Source organism: Panacagrimonas perspica (assembly GCF_004364935.1).
Lineage (GTDB): Bacteria > Pseudomonadota > Gammaproteobacteria > Nevskiales > Nevskiaceae > Panacagrimonas > Panacagrimonas perspica.
Genome location: NZ_SOBT01000008.1, coordinates 1,856,758 through 1,877,518, shown reverse-complemented (window position 1 = coordinate 1,877,518; position 20,761 = coordinate 1,856,758). Strand labels below are relative to the sequence as shown.

At 67.2% G+C, this 20,761-nt stretch carries 18 protein-coding genes; 12 read left to right on the top strand and 6 right to left on the bottom strand.

The features are described 5' to 3' along the window. The first annotated feature begins 342 nt into the window (after positions 1-342). Both DFR24_RS08525 and DFR24_RS08520 read left to right on the top strand, forming a co-directional pair. Positions 343-2,361 carry a beta strand repeat-containing protein gene (locus DFR24_RS08525; RefSeq protein WP_133880847.1) on the top strand — a complete coding sequence of 673 codons (2,019 nt, stop codon included), beginning with the start codon at positions 343-345 and terminating at the stop codon, positions 2,359-2,361. A gap of 222 nt (positions 2,362-2,583) precedes the next feature. Further along, entirely contained in the window at positions 2,584-4,017 is a 1,434-nt protein-coding gene (locus DFR24_RS08520) for a ShlB/FhaC/HecB family hemolysin secretion/activation protein (protein ID WP_133880846.1), read from the top strand. 97 nt (positions 4,018-4,114) lie between these two features. On the opposite strand, the gene DFR24_RS08515 is transcribed toward DFR24_RS08520, so the two are convergent. The 5 genes from DFR24_RS08515 to metG all read right to left on the bottom strand — a co-directional run bounded on the left by DFR24_RS08515 (position 4,115) and on the right by metG (position 9,699). Beyond that, positions 4,115-4,741 (bottom strand): DUF1134 domain-containing protein, encoded by a 627-nt coding sequence (locus tag DFR24_RS08515; RefSeq protein WP_133880845.1) that lies wholly within the window; start codon positions 4,739-4,741, stop codon positions 4,115-4,117. Positions 4,742-4,878: 137 nt separating this feature from the next. After that, complete coding sequence (locus DFR24_RS08510) at positions 4,879-6,018, bottom strand: acyl-CoA dehydrogenase family protein (protein ID WP_133880844.1); 1,140 nt, start codon at positions 6,016-6,018, stop codon at positions 4,879-4,881. Positions 6,019-6,346: 328 nt separating this feature from the next. Next, positions 6,347-6,985: an endonuclease III gene (gene nth, locus DFR24_RS08505; RefSeq protein ID WP_133880843.1), complete on the bottom strand. Its 639-nt coding sequence runs from the start codon at positions 6,983-6,985 to the stop codon at positions 6,347-6,349. A 4-nt stretch (positions 6,986-6,989) separates the two neighbouring features. Next, positions 6,990-7,622: an RnfABCDGE type electron transport complex subunit B gene (locus DFR24_RS08500; RefSeq protein WP_246051560.1), complete on the bottom strand. Its 633-nt coding sequence runs from the start codon at positions 7,620-7,622 to the stop codon at positions 6,990-6,992. A gap of 22 nt (positions 7,623-7,644) precedes the next feature. Beyond that, a complete protein-coding gene (metG, locus tag DFR24_RS08495) occupies positions 7,645-9,699 on the bottom strand; it encodes a methionine--tRNA ligase (RefSeq protein ID WP_133880842.1) in 2,055 nt (684 codons plus the stop codon). A gap of 113 nt (positions 9,700-9,812) precedes the next feature. On the opposite strand from metG, the gene DFR24_RS08490 reads away from it, so the two are divergent. Next, positions 9,813-10,565: a DUF4197 domain-containing protein gene (locus DFR24_RS08490; RefSeq protein ID WP_162851110.1), complete on the top strand. Its 753-nt coding sequence runs from the start codon at positions 9,813-9,815 to the stop codon at positions 10,563-10,565. Between the two features lie 102 nt (positions 10,566-10,667). Here the strand turns inward: DFR24_RS08490 and DFR24_RS08485 are convergent, their stop codons facing one another. Further along, positions 10,668-11,198 (bottom strand): REP-associated tyrosine transposase, encoded by a 531-nt coding sequence (locus DFR24_RS08485; RefSeq protein ID WP_133880840.1) that lies wholly within the window; start codon positions 11,196-11,198, stop codon positions 10,668-10,670. A 187-nt stretch (positions 11,199-11,385) separates the two neighbouring features. On the opposite strand from DFR24_RS08485, the gene DFR24_RS08480 reads away from it, so the two are divergent. Genes DFR24_RS08480 through DFR24_RS08440 form a run of 9 tightly spaced genes read left to right on the top strand, consistent with a single transcriptional unit; the run spans position 11,386 to position 20,652 of the window. Continuing rightward, a complete protein-coding gene (locus tag DFR24_RS08480; RefSeq protein ID WP_133880839.1) occupies positions 11,386-12,969 on the top strand; it encodes an AAA family ATPase in 1,584 nt (527 codons plus the stop codon). Then, entirely contained in the window at positions 12,969-13,997 is a 1,029-nt protein-coding gene (locus DFR24_RS08475) for a hypothetical protein (RefSeq protein WP_133880838.1), read from the top strand. The genes DFR24_RS08480 and DFR24_RS08475 overlap by 1 nt, the downstream gene beginning before the upstream one ends. Before the next feature lie 8 nt (positions 13,998-14,005). Further along, on the top strand, positions 14,006-15,787 hold the full coding sequence (locus DFR24_RS08470; protein ID WP_211346592.1) for a hypothetical protein: 1,782 nt from the start codon (positions 14,006-14,008) through the stop codon (positions 15,785-15,787). After that, on the top strand, positions 15,784-16,755 hold the full coding sequence (locus DFR24_RS08465) for a radical SAM protein (RefSeq protein WP_162851109.1): 972 nt from the start codon (positions 15,784-15,786) through the stop codon (positions 16,753-16,755). The genes DFR24_RS08470 and DFR24_RS08465 overlap by 4 nt, the downstream gene beginning before the upstream one ends. 1 nt (position 16,756) lies before the next feature. Further along, positions 16,757-17,341, top strand: a complete 585-nt coding sequence (locus tag DFR24_RS08460) for a hypothetical protein (protein ID WP_133880836.1) — start codon at positions 16,757-16,759, stop codon at positions 17,339-17,341. Continuing rightward, positions 17,338-18,711, top strand: coding sequence for an AMP-binding protein (locus DFR24_RS08455; protein WP_210772278.1), 1,374 nt, complete (start codon positions 17,338-17,340; stop codon positions 18,709-18,711). Before DFR24_RS08460 ends, DFR24_RS08455 begins: the two co-directional genes overlap by 4 nt. Beyond that, complete coding sequence (gene pnuC / locus DFR24_RS08450; protein WP_246051559.1) at positions 18,708-19,283, top strand: nicotinamide riboside transporter PnuC; 576 nt, start codon at positions 18,708-18,710, stop codon at positions 19,281-19,283. The genes DFR24_RS08455 and pnuC overlap by 4 nt, the downstream gene beginning before the upstream one ends. Continuing rightward, positions 19,280-20,335, top strand: a complete 1,056-nt coding sequence (locus DFR24_RS08445) for an AAA family ATPase (protein WP_133880834.1) — start codon at positions 19,280-19,282, stop codon at positions 20,333-20,335. The genes pnuC and DFR24_RS08445 overlap by 4 nt, the downstream gene beginning before the upstream one ends. After that, positions 20,332-20,652, top strand: coding sequence for a DUF6122 family protein (locus DFR24_RS08440; protein ID WP_133880833.1), 321 nt, complete (start codon positions 20,332-20,334; stop codon positions 20,650-20,652). Before DFR24_RS08445 ends, DFR24_RS08440 begins: the two co-directional genes overlap by 4 nt. The last annotated feature ends 109 nt before the right edge of the window (positions 20,653-20,761 follow it).

The window sequence follows — 20,761 nt, the reverse complement described above, 5'->3', positions numbered from 1 at the left end:
CTTCGGGAGCGTTCAAGGTTCCCCTGATCGCGGATCTTTCGTGCGGTCCTTTCGTTTCGCGCGAGATTCGGCAGATGAATTTGTAAACGAACGACGACTAGCGTTGTTTGAGGGGGAGATGCCCTGTAATGTCATCCCCCTTACACGTTAATCGGGCACGGTTGCCACTAACGGGGATCTGTTTCATCCAGCCAAGGCGACGTGAGAAACCGCCTTCACCAGAGCTCGGAAAATGGATCACCCAGGCAGCTCGGCACTTGCGAGCCGGTGGAGAGTTCGCGAATGAGGGACGACGCGTGTGGACGTCCATCTGCATTCACCGCTATCTAGGGAGGCATCACAATGAAATTCAGACAATCCTGCGCCATCGGCATCGCTGGCGCGGTCTTCGCCGTATCGCCCGTCGTTGCCTCTGCCCAGACCGGTGGACTCAATGGACTGGGTCGCGCCCTCGGCTTCCTTGGTACGACGGTAGGTGCCCTCACGAGTGGTCTGCCGGGTATTGGCGGCAACTCGGCCTTCGGTCCTCTGGGCGCGACGGTGTTGCAGGAGAACCCTACGGGCACGCGCATCTCCGACGTGCTGCAGCTCGGTGGCGCCAGTGTCGTCGGAGATCAGCTCGACAACGTCGGCACGCCGCTGCTGGGTCTCGATGGCAACGGGGGTCTGCTCGACATCGCGCTGCTCGACGGTAACGGCACCGCGAACGTCGGCCCGGGCGGCCTCGGCGCGATCGGCCTGATTTCGGCGAACAATACCGGCAACGGGGGTCTGGCCGCGCTGGGCGTCCTCAACGGGAACAACACCGGCAACACGACGACGCTCGCCGGCATCGCGGCGCTGTCGGGCAACAACGCCGGCAACGGCCCGGTCGGAGTGGGCATCCTCAACGGGAACAATTCGGGCAATTCCGCCACGCTGGCCGGTATCGGCGCGCTGTCGGGCAACAATGCGGGGAACGGCCCGATCGGCGTCGGCATCCTCAATGGCAACAGCAGCGGCAACGGCAGCCTGATCGGCATCGGCGCGTTGTCGGGCACCAACAGCGGCAACGGCGGACAGCTCGGCGTGAGCCTGTTGAACCAGGGCCAGCCGCTGTCGATTACCGCCCAGGGGACCGAGGTCGCATCGCTCGGAAACCTGACCGGCCAGATCAGTGGCCTGGGCCGTCTCGCAGCGCAGCCGCTCAATTCGATCGCGGGCTCCATTCCGGTCGTCGACACGCTCGGCGTCGGGATCGGCGGCGGATCCGGCGCGACGATGACCAGCAGCAACGGCCTGGCGAACGTCGGTGCGCTGACGGGCGACCACGCGGGAACCGGCGGCGTCGTCGGCGTTGGCGTGCTCGCAGGCAGCAACAGCGGCACCGGCTCGCTGGCCGGCATCTGCGTGCTCTGCGGCGGCGACTCGGGCAACGGTCCGGTCGGCGTCGCGCTGCTGTCCGGCAACAACGCGGGCAATTCGACGGCTGACGGCCTGGCCGGTGTCGGCGTCCTCAACGGCAACAATTCGGGCAACTCCGCCGGCGGCATCGGTGCAGGTGTCCTCAACGGCTCGAACGCCGGCAACGGCGGTCTCGCGGGCATCGGCGCACTCAATGGCTCGAATGCCGGCAACTCGGCCAACGGCATCGGCGCCGGCGTGCTCAACGGCAACAACGCCGGCAACGGCGCGGTCGCGGGCATTGGCGCACTCAACGGCAACAACGCGGGCAACTCCGCCGAAGGCATCGGTGCGGGCGTCCTCAACGGCAACAACGCCGGCAACGGCGGCGCAGTGGGAGCCGGCGTGCTGAATGCATCCAACGCCGGCAACTCGGCCAACGGCATCGGCGCGGGCGTGCTCAACGGCAGCAACGCGGGCAACGGCGCATTCGCCGGTGCGGGTGTCCTGAACGGCTCGAACGCCGGCAACGGCGGCACCGTCGGTGCAGGCGTGCTGAACGGGGCCGACTCCGGCAACGGCGGCACGGCCGGCGCGGGCATTCTCAACGGCGCCAGCTCCGGCAACGGCGGCACGGTGGGCGCCGGTGTTCTGAACGGCGGCGGCTCCGGCAACGGTGGCGTCATCGGCGCGGGCGCGCTGAATTCCGGCAAGGGCAGCACCGCGGCCAGCGGCACGAGCGGCAGCGGCGGCGCGGGGGCGGGAATCCTCAACGGCGGCGGCTCTGGCGGTGGCAACGGTGACGGCGGTGACGGCTCCAATGGCGGCAACCCGGAAGACAAGGGCGGTCGTAGCAACGACAGCGGTATCGCCGAAGATGCCGCGGCGTGCGTCGTGGTGGAAAAGAACGCGCAGGGCAAGCCGGTGAAGCGCCGAGTGCCGTGCCGCCAGGAAACCACGGTCGCGCTCAAAAAATAAATAGACTCAAAGCGGTATCCGCCTATATAAGGCGGATAAGCAAGACCACGCCACGCGGCCTCGATGCCGCGTGGCGTGAATAAATCAGAATTGATCAGGTGGGAAGAGAAGATGCCTATTGCTTTGCCAGCACCAGCCACGCCCGAACTCGGCACCGTTGAAATCGTCCGCGCGCAGGGGAGCGAGTACGCAAGTGCCGCTGTCCAGCAGAATCAGGTCCATGTGTTCGGACCTGACGTCGTCTCCAAGGAGACGGTCGAGCAGGCGATCACCGGCGCGGAAAATCTTTCCGACGCGGTTCGCCGCATCCAGGCCGTGTATTACCTCGCCGGCTATCCTGCGGTTCGCGTCGTATACGCACTCGCCGAACCGGACCTGTACGTTTCGGTTTCGCTCGGCAAGGTGACCAAGGTCGAGGCACCGGCACCTTACGCGGCCTACTTCGACGGCCTCACCGGTGCGGATCCGCTGACCGACGAAGCGCTCGAACCCGGCCGCACATTCGCCTCCTTGCACGCCGACCGCGCGGGCCAGAGCGCGAATCCGAAGTTCATCCCCGATGGCGATGGATCGGTCCTGCGGATCGAGCCGGACGACAACGGCCCGGGCCGCAGCTCGATGGGCCTGGGCTTCGGCAATCCGGGCAACCGTTTCGTCGGACGCCACTTCCTGGACTGGTTCGCGAAGACCTCGTTCACCACCGGTGACGAGTTCCGCGCCAGCGGCCGCTACGGCATGGAAGGTCTGGACAACGACCAGCCCACCAGCGACGGCTACAACGAACACACGCTCGGCTGGGGAAAGGTCACGCCCTGGGGCCTGATCGCGGTGCAGGGTCGTTACGTCGGCTACCAGCAGGTCCTGCCCGTTGTCGGCGTCCCGGACCCCGTGAAGTTCTCCGGCAACATCCGCGAAGGCGAGATCGGCTGGACCGGCCTGCTGCACTCGAGCTTCTACAGCCGTTGGGGCGTGGGCGCGAAGGTCGACTACACGTACAAGGATTTCGCCGTCACGGTGTCCGATCAGACGCTGCAGCGGCAGGAGTACGCGTCAGCCGAACTGTCCACGCAGTTCTCGCGCATCTTCAACCCGCTCGACATCCCGACCGAGCTCAGCGCCGGCGTCGCGGTCCGCTCGGGCCTGGGCGACAACAAGACCGACGAAGCCCTCGTCGCCGCGGACCTGGGCTACCTGCTGTTCCGTCCGACGGTCAGCGCCAAGGCCAACGTGACCGATTGGGTGGCGCTGCGGCTGATGGCCATCGCGCAGATCACCGACGACAGGCTGCCCGAGCAGCAGCAGTGGGTCGTCGGCGGCATCGGCAACATCGAGTCCTACCTGCCGGGTGTGGCTTCCGGTGATTCCGGCGGCCTGGGACGCTTCCAGCTCGAGTTCAAGAGCTACGACGTCGCCTCGGTGAAGTTCTCGCCGACGCTGTTCGTGGAATACGGATACACCAAGTACGAGAACCCGTTGGACGGCCAGAGCGGCGCGAAGCAGTCGCTGGCCGACGGCGGCGTGGGCCTGTCGATGACCCGTGGACCGTTCGAAGCGGCGGTGTCGTACGCCGAGTCGTTCCACGAGAAGAAGGTCGAGAAGGACGTGCTCCACGATTCGGACGCCAACATGTTCTTCCGCGTCGCGATGAAGTTCTGAGGTCCGCCGGGTCGCAAGGCCTGCAACAAGAAAACGCCCGCTTCGGATTCCGAAGCGGGCGTTTTCGTTTGCGCCGGGTATCGCTGGATCGCGAAGATCAGAACGGGATCCACGACTCCTTCATCGTGTAGTGCAGGTAGCCGACGCTGGCACCGGCACGCAGGCCCACGCCGGTCCGGATCGGCGCCAGCGTGATTTCGCCGGCGCGCTGATAGTTCACGCCGACGCCGGCGACCAGGTACAGGCTGCCGTCGACGCCGGGATAGCGCTGGAAGAGGTCGTGCGTGTTCTGGATCTTGTAGACCAGCGTGAAGACTTTCGAGGCGTTGCCGCCGAAGTCCCAGCCGATCGACGGACCCTGCCAGAACACCGGCATGTTGCCGCCGTCCGGATAGGTCAGCGTGCCGCGGCCATAACGCAGGCCCACACCGATGGCGCCGCTGGCTTCTTCACCGGTGATGTACGCCACCGGCTTGCCCTGCTGCTTGAAGACGCGCTCGATGACCTTGGCCAGGCCTTCTGATGCGCCGCCGAAGAAGTTGCCCGCGACGTTGACGATCTCTTGGGCCGTGTAGCCGTCCTGCGGGATCGGCTTGCTCTCGGCGGCCTGCGCCAGCGCTGCCTCAGGCGGCTGAGGGGGCGGCTGGGGAATATTGTCCTGGGCGTGGGAGGTACCCAGTGACGCGCAAAGGACCACGGCAGCCAAGGCGGGTAGACGGCGCATTCGAAGAAGCTCCCAGATACGGTTTGTGGAGCATAGGCTGGATCGTGCGACTGAGCCTCAACTGAATGCTGGAGCGGGCGGGGCGCCCGGAACGCCGCCCGTTGCCGGCCGGCTGCGTTCCGGGTTCCGCCTTCGGCTCAGCCGCGTCCGACGAGGCTGCGGCCGATGACCTCTTTCATGATTTCCGACGTGCCGCCGTAGATGCGCTGGATGCGCGCGTCGGCCCAGAAGCGCGAGATCGGGTACTCGCTCATGTAGCCGTAGCCGCCGAAGAGCTGCAGGCAGGCGTCGGTGACGCGGCCTTCCATCTCGGACGTCGACAGCTTGACCATCGCCGCCGTCGGCGCGTCGAGCTTCTTCTGCGAATAAAGCACGGCGCACTTCTCGACGAACGCGCGATGCACTTCGATCTCGGTCTTGATCTTGGCCAGTTCGAAGCGCGTGTTCTGGAACGAGGCGATCGCCTGGCCGAAGGCCTTGCGCTGCTGGACGTACTCGATGGTCTTTTCCATCGCGCCCTGCGCATGTGCCACGGCCATCGCGCCCAGCACCAGGCGTTCACGCGGCAATTCGTCGACCAAGTGGCCGAAGCCGCCGCCGACGCGGCCGAGCACATCGTTCTCGCTCACTCGCACGTTGTCGAAGAACAGCTCCGAAGTGTCGGCCGCGTACTGGCCGACCTTGTCGAGGTTGCGGCCGCGCTTGAAACCGGGCAGCGAGGTGTCCACCAGGATCAGCGTCGTGCCGCGCGCGCCGAGCTTCGGGTCGGTCTTGGTCGCCGTGACGACGATGCCCGCGTTCTGGCCGTTGGAGATGAAGGTCTTCGACCCGTTGATGAGGTAACCGTCCCCATCGCGCGTGGCCGAGGTCTTGATGCCCTGCAGGTCGGAACCGGCGCCCGGCTCGCTCATCGCGATCGCGCCGATGCATTCGCCGCGCGCCATCCGCGGCAGGATGCGCTGCTTCTGCTCTTCGTTGCCCAGGTGCAGGATGTACGGCGCGGCGATGTCCGAGTGCACGGACAGGTTCGAGGCCAGCGACATGAAGCCCATGCGCGAGCATTCCTCGAGCACGAGCACGGAATACTCGAAGGGCGCGCCCATGCCGCCGTATTCCTCCGGCTGATCGACGCACAGCAGGCCCTGCTCGCCCATCTTCAGGTACAGCTCGGGCGGCACGCGCCCGGCCTTCTCCCATTCCTCGTAGTGCGGCTCGACCTGTTCGGCGAAGAAGCGGCGAACGTTGTCGCGGAAGAGTTCGAGGTCGCTGTTGTCCATGGGCTCGGAAAAAGGTGAAGAGGAAAGGGTGGAGATTATCGGGTCAGCGGCGGTTCGGAGGAACCGCCCGAAAGATCAGCAGGACACTGTGGTTCACCGCGCCGGGGCGATCTTGTTCCGATAGGCCGCGAATGGCGGTCCCCCGTAGCCCGGACGAAGTCCGGGAAGGTCTCTCTCCTGCGAAAGGAAACCCCGGGTTTCACCCGGGCTACGCGGACTCCTTCGTAGGGTGTGCAAACGGATTCATCGTTTGCGCACGCGAATGCAAGGCCGGATACGCGTGGGCAGGTCTCTCTCCTGCGAAGGGAGATCCCGGACTTCGTCCGGGCTACGGTGGAGGCGTCTTCTGCCGGTACTCGCACAGATCGTGGATCACGCAGGTCGGGCATTCCGGAGCCCGCGCTTTGCAGACGTAGCGCCCATGCAGGATCAGCCAGTGATGCGCGTCGCGCGCGAACTCGGCCGGCGTGAATTTCACGAGCCGGTCCTCGACCTCGCGCACGTTCTTCCCGGGCCCCAGGCCGGTACGGTTGGCGACACGGAAGATGTGGGTGTCGACCGCGATCGTGGGCTCGCCGAACGCGGTGTTGAGCACGACGTTGGCGGTCTTGCGGCCGACGCCCGGCAGGTTCTCCAGCGCCTCGCGATCACGCGGCACTTCGCCGTCGTGCTCGCGCAGCAGGATCTGGCACAGCGCAATGACGTTCTTCGCTTTCGTGTTGAACAGGCCGATCGTCTTGATGTAATCGCGCAGGCCGGCTTCGCCGAGCGCCAGGATCGCGGTCGGCGTGTTGGCCACCGGGTAGAGCTTGCGCGTGGCCTTGTTCACCGACACGTCGGTGGCCTGCGCCGACAGCACCACCGCCACCAGCAGCTCGAACGGCGAATCGAACAACAGCTCGGTCGTCGGCGCCGGGTTGGTGTCGCGCAGGCGCGTGTAGATCTCGCGTCGCTTCGCCGGGTTCATCGCGCTATCGGTCCTTGAGCGGCGCGGCCTGCGGCGACGATGCACCGAGCCGTGCGAGTGCGGCGGCCACGGGATCGATCGCGGGTGCGGCGGACTTGCGTTGCCGGCGTCGCAACTCGTCTTCCGCGGCGCGATGCTCGAGACGCCGGGCACGCGCGACGTGCCGATCGCGAAACTGCGCAGCACGTTCGAAGGCCGGCGCTACGCCCGGCACCGGCTCCATGACGATGCAGTCGACCGGGCAGACCGGCAGGCACAGGTCGCAGCCGTTGCACTCGTCGCGGATCACCGTGTGCATCAGGTTCATCGCGCCGACGATCGCATCGACCGGGCAGGCCTGGATGCATTTCGTGCAGCCGATGCAGTCGGCCTCGACGATGCGCGCGACGGTCTCGATGGTCTTCTCGGCGCCGCAATCCGCATCGAGCGGCATCGGCGTCCGCCCCGTGGCGTGTGCGAGCCGTTCGATGCCGGCCACGCCGCCGGGCGGGCAGCGATTGATGCCGGCCTCGCCGGCGGCGATGGCTTCCGCGTACGGACGGCAGGCGGGATAGCCGCAGCGCGTGCACTGCGTTTGCGGGAGCAGCGCATCGAGAACGTCGGCCAGGCCCGCCATGCGCTTCGCTTGAAGGGACAAGGGCACGCGCGGGCGTGCCGGCCTACTTCACGCGCATGCCGGGCTGCGCACCGGCATCGGGCGCCAGCAGGAAGGGGCCGCCGCGATCGTCGCTCGCGGCCAGCACCATGCCCTCGCTCATGCCGAACTTCATCTTGCGCGGCGCAAGATTCGCGACGCACATCGTCAGCCGTCCGACGAGGTCCTCGGGCTTGTACGCGGCCTTGATGCCGGCGAAGACCTGGCGCTCGCCGAGCGGGCCCAGGTCGAGCTTGAGCCGCAGCAGCTTTTCCGCGCCCTCGATGTGCTCGGCCGACGCGATGCGCGCGATGCGCAGGTCGACCTTGCCGAAGTCATCAATGGAGATCGCGCCGTCACCTGCAGCAGCAGCGGGCTTCGCCGCTTCGGCTGCAGGCGCGGCGGGCTTCTTCGCCGGAGCGGCGGGTGCCGCGGCCACGATCTCGCCCGCTTCGGCCGCCATCATCGCGTCGACGGCCTTGGGCTCGACGCGCACGATCAGGGCTTCGTACGAACGGATCGGATGGTCGAGCAGCGGCACACCGACGTGAGCCCATTCCAGCGGCGTCACGTCGAGGAAACGCTCGACCTTGGCGGCGATGTTCGGCAGCACCGGCTTCAGGTACAGCGAGATCTGGCGGAACACGTTGAGGAACGTGGTGCAGACCTGGTGCAGGTGCTCGCGCTTCTCGGGGTCCTTGGCCAGCGTCCACGGCGCGATCTTCTGGATCTCGGCGTTGGCGTCGTCCGCCATCAGCATGATCTCGCGCAGCGCCGCGGAGAATTCACCAGCCTCGTACATCGCGTGGATCGAATCGGCCTCCGACGCGATGTCGTCGAACAGCACGCGGTCGTGCATCTGCGCCGCGAGGCGCCCGCCGAACTGCTTCTCGATGAAGCCTGCACAGCGGCTGGCGATGTTGACGAACTTGCCGACGAGATCGCTGTTCACGCGCGCCTGGAAGTCCTTCATGTCCAGGTCCAGATCGTCCACGCCGCTGCCGAGCTTGGCGGCGAAGTAGTAGCGCAGGTATTCGGGATCGAGGTTGTCGAGCCAGGTCCGCGCGCGCACGAACGTGCCGCGGCTCTTGCTCATCTTGGCGCCGTTGATCGTCAGGTAGCCGTTGACGTGCAGCTTGGTCGGCGTGCGGTGCTGCGAGCCGTAGAGCATCGCCGGCCAGAAAAGACCGTGGAAATTCACGATGTCCTTGCCGATGAAATGGTGCAGCTCGGCCGACGAGCCCGCGTTCCAGTACGCGTCGAAGTCCTGTCCGGTCTTCTTGCACAGCGCCTTGTGGCTGGCCATGTAGCCGATCGGCGCGTCGAGCCAGACGTAGAAGAACTTGCCCGGCTCGCTGGGAATCGCGAACCCGAAATAGGGCGCGTCGCGCGAGATGTCCCAGTCCTTGAGGCCGGCGTCGAACCACTCGCGCAGCTTGGCCTTCACCGAGGAATGCGCGACCGAGCCTTCGAGCCACTGCTGCAGGAACGTCTGGAACTTGCTCAGCTCGAAGAAGAAGTGCTCCGAGTCGCGCATCACCGGCGGTGCGCCGGAGACCACCGAGCGCGGGTTCTTCAGGTCGGTCGGCGAATACGCCGCGCCGCAGTTCTCGCAGTTGTCGCCGTACTGGTCGGCGGTGCCGCACTTCGGACACTCGCCCTTGATGTAACGATCCGGCAGGAACATCTCCTTGACCGGGTCGTAGAGCTGCTGGATGGAGCGCCGCGCAATCGAGCCGCCCTCCTTGAGCCGCGAGTAGATCAGCTCGCTGAAATAGCGGTTCTCCTCGGTATGCGTGGAGTGGTAGTTGTCGAAATGCACGCCGAAGTCGTGGAAGTCGCGCGCGTGCTCCACCTGCACGCCGGCAATGAACTGCTCCGGCGTCACGCCGGCCTTCTCGGCGGCCAGCATGATCGGCGTGCCATGCGCGTCGTCGGCGCAGACGTAGGTCACCCCGTGTCCGCACATGCGCTGGAAACGCACCCAGATGTCGGCCTGGACGTAACCCACCATGTGGCCCAGGTGAAGGGGGCCGTTGGCGTAGGGAAGGGCGTTGGTGACGAGGATCTGGCGGGACATCGCGGCGGCAGCTCGAGGCGGGCGCGAATTATCTCATGCACCTGACGCCGACACCGGGCGCGCCGCCCGACGACGGCATAAAGTGGGGTCGACCACGCCCGGAAACTTTGCCGATGAAGCGCCAGACCTCGATGTTCCTCGCGGCCGCCACACTTGCGCTGGGACTGGGCGGCACGGCCTGGGCGGCGGGATGGAAGGAGATGGCCAAGCAGGCCGCGGACGCAATGTCGAAGAATCCGCAGGCCGCGGCGCTCGCGGACTCCGAGATCGTGCAGGGCCTGCGCGAGGCCCTGGCCAAGGGCACCAAGAACGCCGTGCTGCAGCTGGGCAAGGCGGACGGCTTCTGGGCCGACACGCGGTTCCGCATCCCGCTGCCCAAGACCATCGTGCAGGCCGACACCCTGCTGCGGGCGGGCGGTTACGGCCCGAACATCGATGAGCTGCACCTGGCGTTCAACCGGGCTGCCGAGAAGTCGGTGCCGGTGGCGGCCGACGTGTTCTCGCAGGCGGTGCAGAAGCTGACGATCACCGATGCCCGCAACATCCTGTCGGGTCCGCCGGACGCTGCGACGCAGTATTTCCGCAAGACCACCGGCGAGACGCTGCGCATCCAGTTCAAGCCGCTGGTGACCCAGGTCACGGCCAAGGCCGGGCTGATCCAGCAGTACGACAAGATGATGGCCAAGGCCGGGCCGTTCGCCCAGCTCGCCGGCGCCAAGGCCGACGTCAACGAGTACGTCACCGGCAAGGCGCTCGATGGTCTGTTTTTACGCGTGGCCGACGAGGAGAAGGCGATCCGCACCAATCCGGCGGCGCGTACGAGCGAGGTGTTGAAGAAGGTATTTGGGAGCGGTAACGCCAAATAGGGGAGGTAGGCTGGGTTGAAGCGCAGCGAAACCCAGCATCTTTGCGATCTATAGGCCTGCCGCTGGGATTCGCTTCGCTTCATCCCAGCCTACGTAAGCTCGTTATTCGCGGTCCATATCGAGGATGAACGGCTCGGCAGCCCAGGTTGGATCGCAGCGCCCATCGCGCACGAAGCGATGCAGGCTCGAATGCGGCCAGTCGATGGCGCGTGCCACCAGTCCGTGCTTCACCGGGTTGATGTGGATGTAATCGACGTGGTTGCGCCAGTCGCGTTCGTCGCGGATCAGATGTTCCCAGTCGCGCCGCTGCCAGATACCGCGTTCTCCACGCCGCTGCCGGCTGGCCGAAGTCCATTCGCCAGGTGCGATGAATCGCGAAAAGCGGGCCTTGATCAGACGCCAGCGCGTGGAGAAATCCGCGTCGTGTTCCGGCAGACGCCAAAGGCTGTGGAGATGGTCGGGCAACACCACCATCGCCTCGATCTCGAACGGGCGATCGCGGCGGGTCAGGCGAATCGCCTCGCGCAGATGGGCGACGTGGCGAACCAGCAGATCGTTACAGCCCCGTTGCGTGAGGTTTACGGTGAAGAAGTAGCTTCCCCCGGCGACCTGCGCCCGTGTGTACGTCCGCATTCCCCGGTCTCCAAGTAGGCTGGGTTGAAGCGAAGCGAAACCCAGCATTGCTGGTGGCTTACGACGTCACCGCTGGGATTCGCTGCGCTTCAACCCAGCCTACGGGGGCGGCGTGGGCCGGCAAGCGTGCATGCGCGGGGCGCGCCCTACGCTCGCTTACACTTCCAGCCGCAAAGGGAGCCCGTCCGTGAATCCGTTCAAACCGTTCCAGCGCGTGTCGCGCGCGCCGACCAATCCGAGGCCGGCGGAGCCGGCGCCCCGCGCGTTCGATGTGGCCTCGTTGTACGAGGGACCTCTTGAGACGGGCGCGGCCGCCCCGACTGACGCCACGCCGCTGGACGAGAAGCTGCGCCAGGCCTACTTCTGGATCGTCAACAGCGCGATCATCAGCCCGCATTACGACGTCGAGTACAACGAGGGCCCGCCGCAGAGTTACGTCGTCGGTGACCGCAAACGGCCGCTGACCCTGCCTTCGGCGCAGAGCTATTCGAGCTACGTGCTGCTGCCGCTGCTCACGTTCGCCACGCGCCGCAAATGCCTGCTGGTCGGTGGCCCCGGCCGCGGCAAGACCGCCAGCGCGATCCTGATGGGCGTGCTCGCCGGCTATCCCTTGCGTGACGTGCGCCGCGCCATGCAGCACGGCCATCCGCAGATGACGATCGCGGACCTGCTCGGCAACCCGCTGCCGGCGGACCTGGTCAACGCGCAGTCGATGGACGCCATCCGCATCGCCTGGCGCAACTGGCTGTCGATGCGCGTGAAGATCATCGACGAGTACAACCGCATCCCGACGCGCACGCAGAGCGCGCTGCTCACGGTGATGGGCGACAACTACGCCGAGGTCCTGAACCACATCTTCGAATGCCCCGAATCGGCCTGGTACCTCACCGCCAACGACGATCGCGGCGGCGGCACGTACCAGGTCATCGAGGCCTTGCGTGATCGCATCGACGTCGTCGTGCCAGCGCTCGCGTTCAACCCGCGTTTCCTCGAGCAGCTGTTGTCGCGCATCGAGCAGAACCTGAAGCCCGAGGAACTGGTGCCACAGGAGATCGTGTTCACCGAGGCCGAGGTGGATCGCCTGGGCAGCCAGATCCGCGCCGTCGAGCTGCCGGTGCCGGTGCGGCGACGGCTGGAATTCTTCGCCAGCCAGTTCGAGCTGATGGAAGGCGCGGGCGCGCAGTTCGAGACGATGACCAAGGACGTCGCGCGGTTGTCCGGCGTGGAGTGGAGCGAGATCACGGCCGGCGACGACGGCCGCGATCGCCTGAAGGATCTCGGCTGCCAGACCCGCAACGGCCTGTCGGTGCGAAACCTGATGACCTTGATGATCTATTCGAAGGGCCTGGCCTTCTTCCGCGGCAATCCGTCGGTGGATCTCGAAGACCTGCGTCAGGTGCTGCCCTTCGTGCTGCAGGACAAGCTGCACCCGGATCTCGAGGCGCCGTTCTTCGCGCTGCCGGAGAACGGCGCGTACAAGACCGATCGCCTGGGCTGGCTGCGTCGCCTGTTCGACCTGTCCTGCGAGGAATACGACCGGCTCGACCTGGATCGCGACGATCCCGTCGGAAATCTCGGCGCGGAGTTCGATCGCGGACTCGACGACCTGTCGGAGCGCGAGACACGCGCGCGGCTGGTGCGCATCGAGCAGCTCGTCGCCGAGCGCGTGCGCGGCAAGAAACTCTACGGACATTTGTACGACGATCTGCTGAAGCTCAAGTACCTGCACCAGCGCTACACCAACTACCTGCACTGGCTGCGCGCGCAGTGATGGCGAGCGCGCCCGCCTTCGCCAGGGTTCTCGCCGAAGGGCGTCCTGCGTTCAACGCGCGCGTCGCGCAGGCTCGTTCGCGCTCGCCGCGTTTCGACGCCGAGGTCTTCTCCAGCTTTCTGCGCGAACGGGTGGGGCCGCTGGTCGAGGCCGTTGCAGCACGGGCGCCCGACGCGATCACGGCCGTCGCAGTCGCGGCCTTCGACGCGGCACTGGCGCTGGTCTCGCAGGGCCTGGTCGGGCCGGATCGGCGCAACGTGCTGCTCGACCGCACCTGGCGCGAAATCCTGCCGGCAGTGCCGGCGCGCGTGGCCGCTGCACCGGGCCCGCTGATCGCGGCGCTGTCGAATGCCGCGATCAATCTCGAACGCACACCGGATGCGCGAGGCGGCGAATGGGTCGAGCGCATGTGCCGGTTCGGCGCGCTCGCGGCATCGCACGACGAACTGCTGGCGCTGGGCCAGGTACTGGCCTGGACGGCGGGCCTGGCGCATTACCGCGAAGGCGCGCTGCTGGCGCTGGACCGGCTGCCCCCACATCTCGCCGTGGCAGCCCTGAATGCTCCGGCGGATTCGAGTTGGCCGGCGATGCGCACTCGGCTCGCGCAGGAACGTTGGTGGTCGCCCGATCCGGCCGTGGCCGAACGCCGGTGGGAAGGCTTCCACGTCGGCGCGTTCACCGGTTACGGCGGGGCGTTCACCGAGCCGCCGCAGGTCCGCGCGGGTCGCGACGGCTTCCTGCTGCGCAGCGGCGAGCGCTGCTTCCTGTTGCGGCTCGACGTCTACGGCTGGTCGCTGCATCCCGCCGGCGTCTCGGAATTCGAGAGCGCGCCGCGTGATCGGCCCGCGCCTTACGCGCCGCCCGCGAGCATCGTGAAGGGAGCGCTGCGCGTCGGCGGATCGACCTGGGCCCTGGATCTGCCCGAGGCCGGACTCGAGGTGGCGGCGACCGAGGATTCGATCGCCGTGAGTTCGCCGTACAGCTACGCGTTGCGGGTTCGTCCGCGCGTGATGCCTGCGTCGGCGTGAACCCCGACGTGCCCGAAACCGCGCCTTCGCCGCCGACGCTGGCACAGGCATGGCTCGCCGCGTGGCCGGCTGCGCTGGCGACGTGGAGCCGCTTCACGCGCCTGCACGCGCCGCTGCTGTGCGCCACGACGGCGCAGGCCAAAGCCGAAGGCCTGAGCGGAAGCTTCGCGATGATCCGGTTCGTCGACCAGAGCGTCGTCGTGGACCTGCAATCGGTGAAGAAGCTGGGTCTCGAGAACTATGCGCTGGAAATCCTCGCGCACGAGATCGGCCATCACGTCTACGCGCCTGCCAACGGCACCGATCACTTCCGCCTGCTGGCGCGCATCCGTCGCGCGCTGCCGACGCTGGAGCGGCATGCGCCGATGATCGCCAACCTCTACACCGACCTGCACATCAACGATCGCCTGCAACGGCAATCGCGGCTGCGCATGGGCGAGGTGTATCGGCGCCTGCACGAGGCGATCGAAAAAGGCGGCGAGAAGTCGCGTCCCGGCCGCCTGTGGACGCTGTACCTGCGGATCTACGAACTGCTGTGGAAGCTGGATCGCGGTGAACTCGGCGGCGTCACCGAACGCGACGCGACGATCGATGCCGACGCCTGGCTCGGTTCGCGCGTCGTGCGCGTCTACGCGCGGGACTGGCTCGCTGGCGCCGGGCGCTTCGCCTCGCTGGTGCTGCCCTACCTCGTGGAGGACGACGAGGCGCGCAAGGCGATGGCGCAGTGGCACGACATGCAGAACGCGGCGCAGGGCACGCAGCCGCAGGGCGGTCTCGATATCGACGAGGACGAGATCGACGGCGTGGTGCATCCCGCCAACGATCCGCGCATCACCGGCGAGGAGGAATCCGAGCCGGTGGCTTCGAAGGGCGACAGGCCAGGGCCCGCTGCGTCCACGCGCACGTCCAACGCGCCAGGCCAGTGCCGCGAACCTTTCGAGTACGGCGAGATCCTGCGTGCCGCCGGACTGAAACTCGATGATCACGACATCGCCGTGCGCTACTACCGCGAGCGCGCGCTGCCGCATCGCATTCCGTTTCCGAGCCGTCCCGCTCCGCAGAGTCTCGAGCCGCAGATGGAGGGTCTCGAACCCTGGGACATCGGCGATGCGCTCGACACGCTCGACGCGATGCAGAGCGTGATGCAGTCGCCGCGCCTGATTCCAGGCCTGAGCACGGTCCGGCGCGTCTATGGCGTGGCGCCCGACATCCAGCGCGATCCGGTGCCGCTGGATCTGGATCTGTACGTCGACAGCTCCGGCTCGATGCCCAACCCGCAGCAGCAGACCTCGTGGCTGACCTTGGCCGGCACCGTGATCGTGCTGTCGGCGCTGCGTGCCGGCGCGCGCGTGCAGGCCACGTTGTGGAGCGGCGCCAACCAGTTCATGCACACCGACGGTTTCGTGCGCAGCGAAGACGCGATCCTGCGCGTGCTCACCGGCTTCTACGGCGGCGCCACGGCGTTTCCGATCCACCAGCTTCGCGACGCGTTCGCGCGGCGCACCGAGCGCGATCGTCCTGCGCACATCCTGATGATCTCGGACGACGGCATCACGACGATGTTCGACCGCGACGAGCGCGGCAACAGCGGCTGGGATGTCTCGGCGCAGGCGCTGGCCCGCGCCCGTGGCGGCGGCACGATGGTGCTCAACCTGTTCGGACGTCCGGACGCCGCGCTGCAGCGCGCGCAGAACGAGCAGGGCTGGGTCATCGAGACCATCAAGGACTGGCCGGACCTGCTCGGCTTCGCGAAGCGCTTCTCGCGACGTCACTACCGGGACGTGTCGTGATCGTCCTGTGGCGCGTCACCGAAGTCTGCAATCTGGCCTGCGGCTTCTGCGCCTATGACCGGCGCGTCGAGCGCAGCCGCAACGCCGCGGATCCGGAGCAGGTGCGCCGCTTCGCCCGTCTGCTCGGCCTGTGCCACCGCCGGACCGGCGAGCGCGTGATGCTGAGCTGGCTGGGCGGCGAGCCGCTGCTGTGGCCGTCGTTGTTCGCGCTGTCGCAGGAACTGCGCGACGTCCACGCAATCGAGCTGAGCGCGACCAGCAACGGCAGCGCACTACACCGGGCGCCGGTCATCGAGCAGATCGTGCAGACGTTCTCGGAATTCACGGTGAGCGTGGACGGACCCGCCGCGTTCCACGACCGGATGCGGGGTCGGGCGGGTCTGTGGCAACGGCTGCGCGAGGGCGTCGTGTCGCTGGATCGGCGTCGTCGCGAGGGCAACGCGTCGCTGAAGCTGCGCGCCAACGTCGTGCTGATGCGCGACAACCTGCCGCTCTTTTCCGATCTGTGCGACGAACTCGCGGGTTGGGGTATCGACGAGATCACGTTCAATCAGCTCGGTGGGCGCGATCGTCCGGAGTTCTTTCCCGATCACGGTCTGCGGCTGGCCGATGTCGCATCGCTGCGCCAGCTGCTGGCGCCGCTGCGCGAACGCCTGGCGGCACGCGGCGTGAAGCTCTGCGGCAGCGCGACGTACCTGGAGCGTCTGGAGGCCAGCGCGCGACAGCAGGCACTGCCGGTTGCCGATTGCGCGCCGGGCGAGCAGTTCCTGTTCGTCGACGAGTCGGGTCGCATCGCGCCCTGCAGTTTCAGCTCCGCCGAGTACGGCGTGCCGGTGGACGAGCTCGGGACGGTGGACGATCTCGTCGCGCTGCGCGGACGGTTCCGCGCCTCGCGAGCCCGTGCGGCGGCCGCAGCCTGCGGTGACTGCCCTTCGAATCACGTCTTTGCGAAATTCGCGAGCGCCTGACATGCAGCAGATCGGCCCCCCCATCGAATCACTGAACCGTCGCCTGCTCGACACGCCGCCCGAGTTCCTCGAGGCGCCGCATATCGGGGCGAGCGGGCGCGTCCATGTTGCGGCGCTGGTGAATGATCTGCTGACGCGGCTCGGTCATCGCGCATCGGAATCCGTGCTGTCGCGCTTCACGTCGCGCGACGCCAAGGCCGACGGCAATCGCCTGCAACTGGTCGCGATGCTGTGCTGGCTGATGTCGGACGAATGGTTCACGTCGGTGAAGCTGGAGTTGCCGGCGCTGCTGACGGTGCTCGACGGCAGCGCCGAAGAGCTCGCGAAGTCGACGCCCGTGGCGCGCTTCCAGACGGATCCGGACCGTCGCGAGGAACTCGCGAGAGTCGTGCTGGCCCGGCTCGATCGCCGGCCGGAAGGCGAAACCCTGGCGCAGGCGACGGATCGCCTGGCGAGCTTGAGTGTGGTCGAGCGGCGTCGGTTGCTCGAAGCCAGCCGCGCCGCGGAAGCGCGTGCCCGTGCCATTCGCGAAGCGCTGGCGAAGAAGGCCGCCGAGGAGTCCGCGGACAAGTGGTCGCGCGAGTGAGCGCAGCGCTCGCGCCGGACGGCGACGGCCTGGACGACGATGCACGCTACCCGACGTTGACGGAGGCGGGGCGCCGCATGCTGCAGCGCCTGCGCGAGCACCCGGCCGCGCCGATCTATCGCAACCAGAGCGGCAACCGGCTCACGGCCGCGGATCTCGATGCGCTGCGCAAGTTCGAGCAAGCGACGCTGTCCGCGCCGGTCCGGTCGACTCCGGACGGCGAGCCCGAGTGGCTGCAGGCCTTCGTCGAGCAAACCTTTTCCGAAGTGCCGCACTTCCGCGCGCTCGGTCCACCGCCGCCGAGCTTCGAAGAGTTGCCGACCACGTCGCGCGCGGACCTTGCCGCCGACATCGCGCGCTTCGTGCCGGACGCGGTGCCGATCGACCGCCTGATCAACTTCCGCACCACCGGCACCACCGGCCACCCGCTGCTGATCGCCTCGCATCCGCAGGTGGCGGCGCGCTACCTGGTGTTCCACAAGCGCGCCCTGAAGCGCTTCGGCATCGAACTACGACATGGTCGCGACCAGGTGGGCGTGGTGTTGCTGGGCATGCAGCAGCGCTGCTTCACCTACGTCTCGGTGACGCCGCAGATGGACGAGTCGGGCCTGGCCAAGATCAACCTGCACCCGGACGACTGGCGCGATCCGGCGGATCGCGCGCGCTACTTGGACGCGCTCGAACCGGAGGTGGTCGCCGGAGATCCGATCTCGTTCACGACCTTGCTCGATCTGCCGGTGACCCTGCGGCCGCGCGCCCTGGTGTCGGTATCGATGGCCTTGTCGCCGGCCTTGCGCGAGCGTCTCGAGCATCGGTTCCGTTGCCCGGTTCTCGACATCTACTCGATGAACGAGGTCGGTCCGATCGCGGTGTTCGACGCGCGTGCCGGCGGGCATGTGTTGCTGCAGCCGCGGCTGCACGTCGAGATCCTGGATCCGCAGGGGCGGGCGCTGCCGCCCGGCGAGCGTGGCGAGATCGTCGTCAGCGGCGGCTTCAATTTCTGCCTGCCGCTGCTGCGCTATCGCACCGGTGATTTCGGCGCGCTGTCGTTCGAAGGCGAAGTGCCGGTGATCCGCGGCTTGTCCGGCCGCAGGCCGTTGCGATATCGCAACGTCCAGGGCGCGTGGTTCAACAACATCGACATCAGTCACGCGCTGGCGCGCGTGCCGATGTCGCGCTACGCGTTCCACCAAGCCGCCGATGGAGAGCTGCAACTGAGCCTCGCGCCCGGCGAACTCGATCTTGCGGACGATGCATGCGCGGCGCTGCAACCCTTGTTCGGCGCGCAGCCGATCGCCGTCGCCGTGCTGCAGGCGCAGGACAAGGTGCTGCAGTACAGCTCGGCGCTGGTCGGCGCGGAGGCGACGTGACGGGACCGCTGGAGATCGCTGCGAACGGCGTGACGACGATTTCGATCCTGCTCGCCGGCCGCAACAGCGTGCACACCTGGTGGACCGGCATCGTCGGCTGCGCCTTGTTCGTCGTCGTGTTCGGGCAGGCTCAGCTTTACGCGGATGCGAGCCTGCAGATCTTCTTCGTCGCCGCCAGCATCGTGGGCTGGTGGCATTGGCTGCATGGTGGTCGCGATCGCCAGCCCTTGCCGATACGGCGCATCTCGCGATCCGCGTTCCTGCTGTCGGCGGCGATCGGCGGCGTCGCCGCGGCAGGTTACGGCGCGCTGCTGCACGTCTGGACTGACGCGTACGCACCGTTCCTGGATTCGATGGTCCTGAGTTTCAGTGTGCTCGCGCAGGTTCTGCTGATGCAGCGGCGTCTGGAGAACTGGCCCATCTGGTTGCTGGTGAACACCGTCGCCGTGCCGCTGTTCGCCAGCCGCGGCCTGTACGTCACGGCCGCGCTGTACGCGGTGTACTGGGTCAACGCGCTGGTGTCGTGGCGGCACTGGTGGAAGCTGATGCAGGCGCAGGGACCCACGACGTGAAGCGATATGCGCGGGGCCTGGTCGTCGGGAAATTCTGTCCGCTGCACTACGGCCACGAGCACGTCATCGACACGGCACTGGACGTTTGCGACGAGTTGTTCGTGCTCGGCTACACGCGGCCCGAGTTCGACGGCTGCGAACCGGCCGAGCGACGGCGCTGGTTTGGTCTTCGCTATCCGGCGTCGCGTGCAGCGAACCTTCATGTGCTGATCCTGGGTGCCGACGAGGTGCCATCCGAATGCGCACGCCGGGGTGTATCGGTGCCGGCGCCCGCGATGCCGTGCAACGACGATCCTGAGGAACACCATCGCGAGTTCTGTGGCTGGATCTGCCGCGAGCTTTTCGGCGGGAGTGTGGACGCGGTGTTCACCAGCGAGGCGTACGGCGAAGGTTTCGCGGCATCGCTGGCCCGGCAGTTCGGGCATCCGGTCGACCATGTCGCTGTCGATCCGGCACGAGCGCAGGTGCCGGCGTCGGGCACGGCCTTGCGCCGTGACCCGCGCGCCGGGCGGTCGCTGATGGCGCCGGAGGTTTACGCGAGCCTGGTTCCGCGTATCGCGCTGATGGGTGGCGAGTCGAGCGGGAAGACCGTCCTCGCACATGCCGTCGCGCAGGCGCTCGGCACGGTCACGGTCGAGGAATACGGACGCGAGTTGTGGGTGGAGCAGGGCGGCGCCGTGCTGTCGTATGAGGATCTGCAGCGCGTGGCCGAGGTGCAGGTCGAGCGCGAGTACCGTGCCGCTGCCCTCGCGCCCGCAGGTGCTGCGATCGTCTGCGACACGACACCGCTGACGACGTTGTTCTACAGCCTGAAGGATCACGGCGCCGCGTCGTCGCGGCTGCTCGAACTTTCGCGGCGCCGTTACACGCTGAACGTCCTGTGCGAACCCGATTTCCCGTTCGTGCAGGACGGCACGCGCCGCGACGCGGCGTTCAGGGCCGAGCAGCACGCCTGGTATCTGGAGCGATTGTCGGAGCACGACGCGAAGCTGTTGCGCGTCGAAGGATCGCTGGCCTCGCGTGTCGATCAGGTGCTGAGAGCCTTGCGATGAGCATCGGGCCGACCGTCCACGTGCTGCTGCATTTCTTCGTGCCCTTGACCGTGGCGCTGCTGTTCTTTCGCGTGAGATGGCGGCGTGCGCTGATCGTGATGCTGTGCGGCTGGATGATCGACGTCGATCACCTGGTGGCAGATCCGGTCTACGCGCCGAATCGTTGCAGCATCGGTTTTCATCCGCTGCACCGCGCGCCGGCGATCGCGTTGTACGGCGCGATGCTGGTGCTGCCGCAGACGCGGCTGCTGGGGCTGGGACTCGTCATCCACATCGCCCTGGATGCGGCTGACTGTCTGCGCATGGAGCAACCGTAGCCCGGGTGCAACCCGAGGCTTTTCTCCTCTCGCGAGCGGGATCCCGGGTTGCACCCGGGCTACGGTGATGATCGTGCTGGTGCAGCTCGGGTGCCTGTTGGCAGATAAG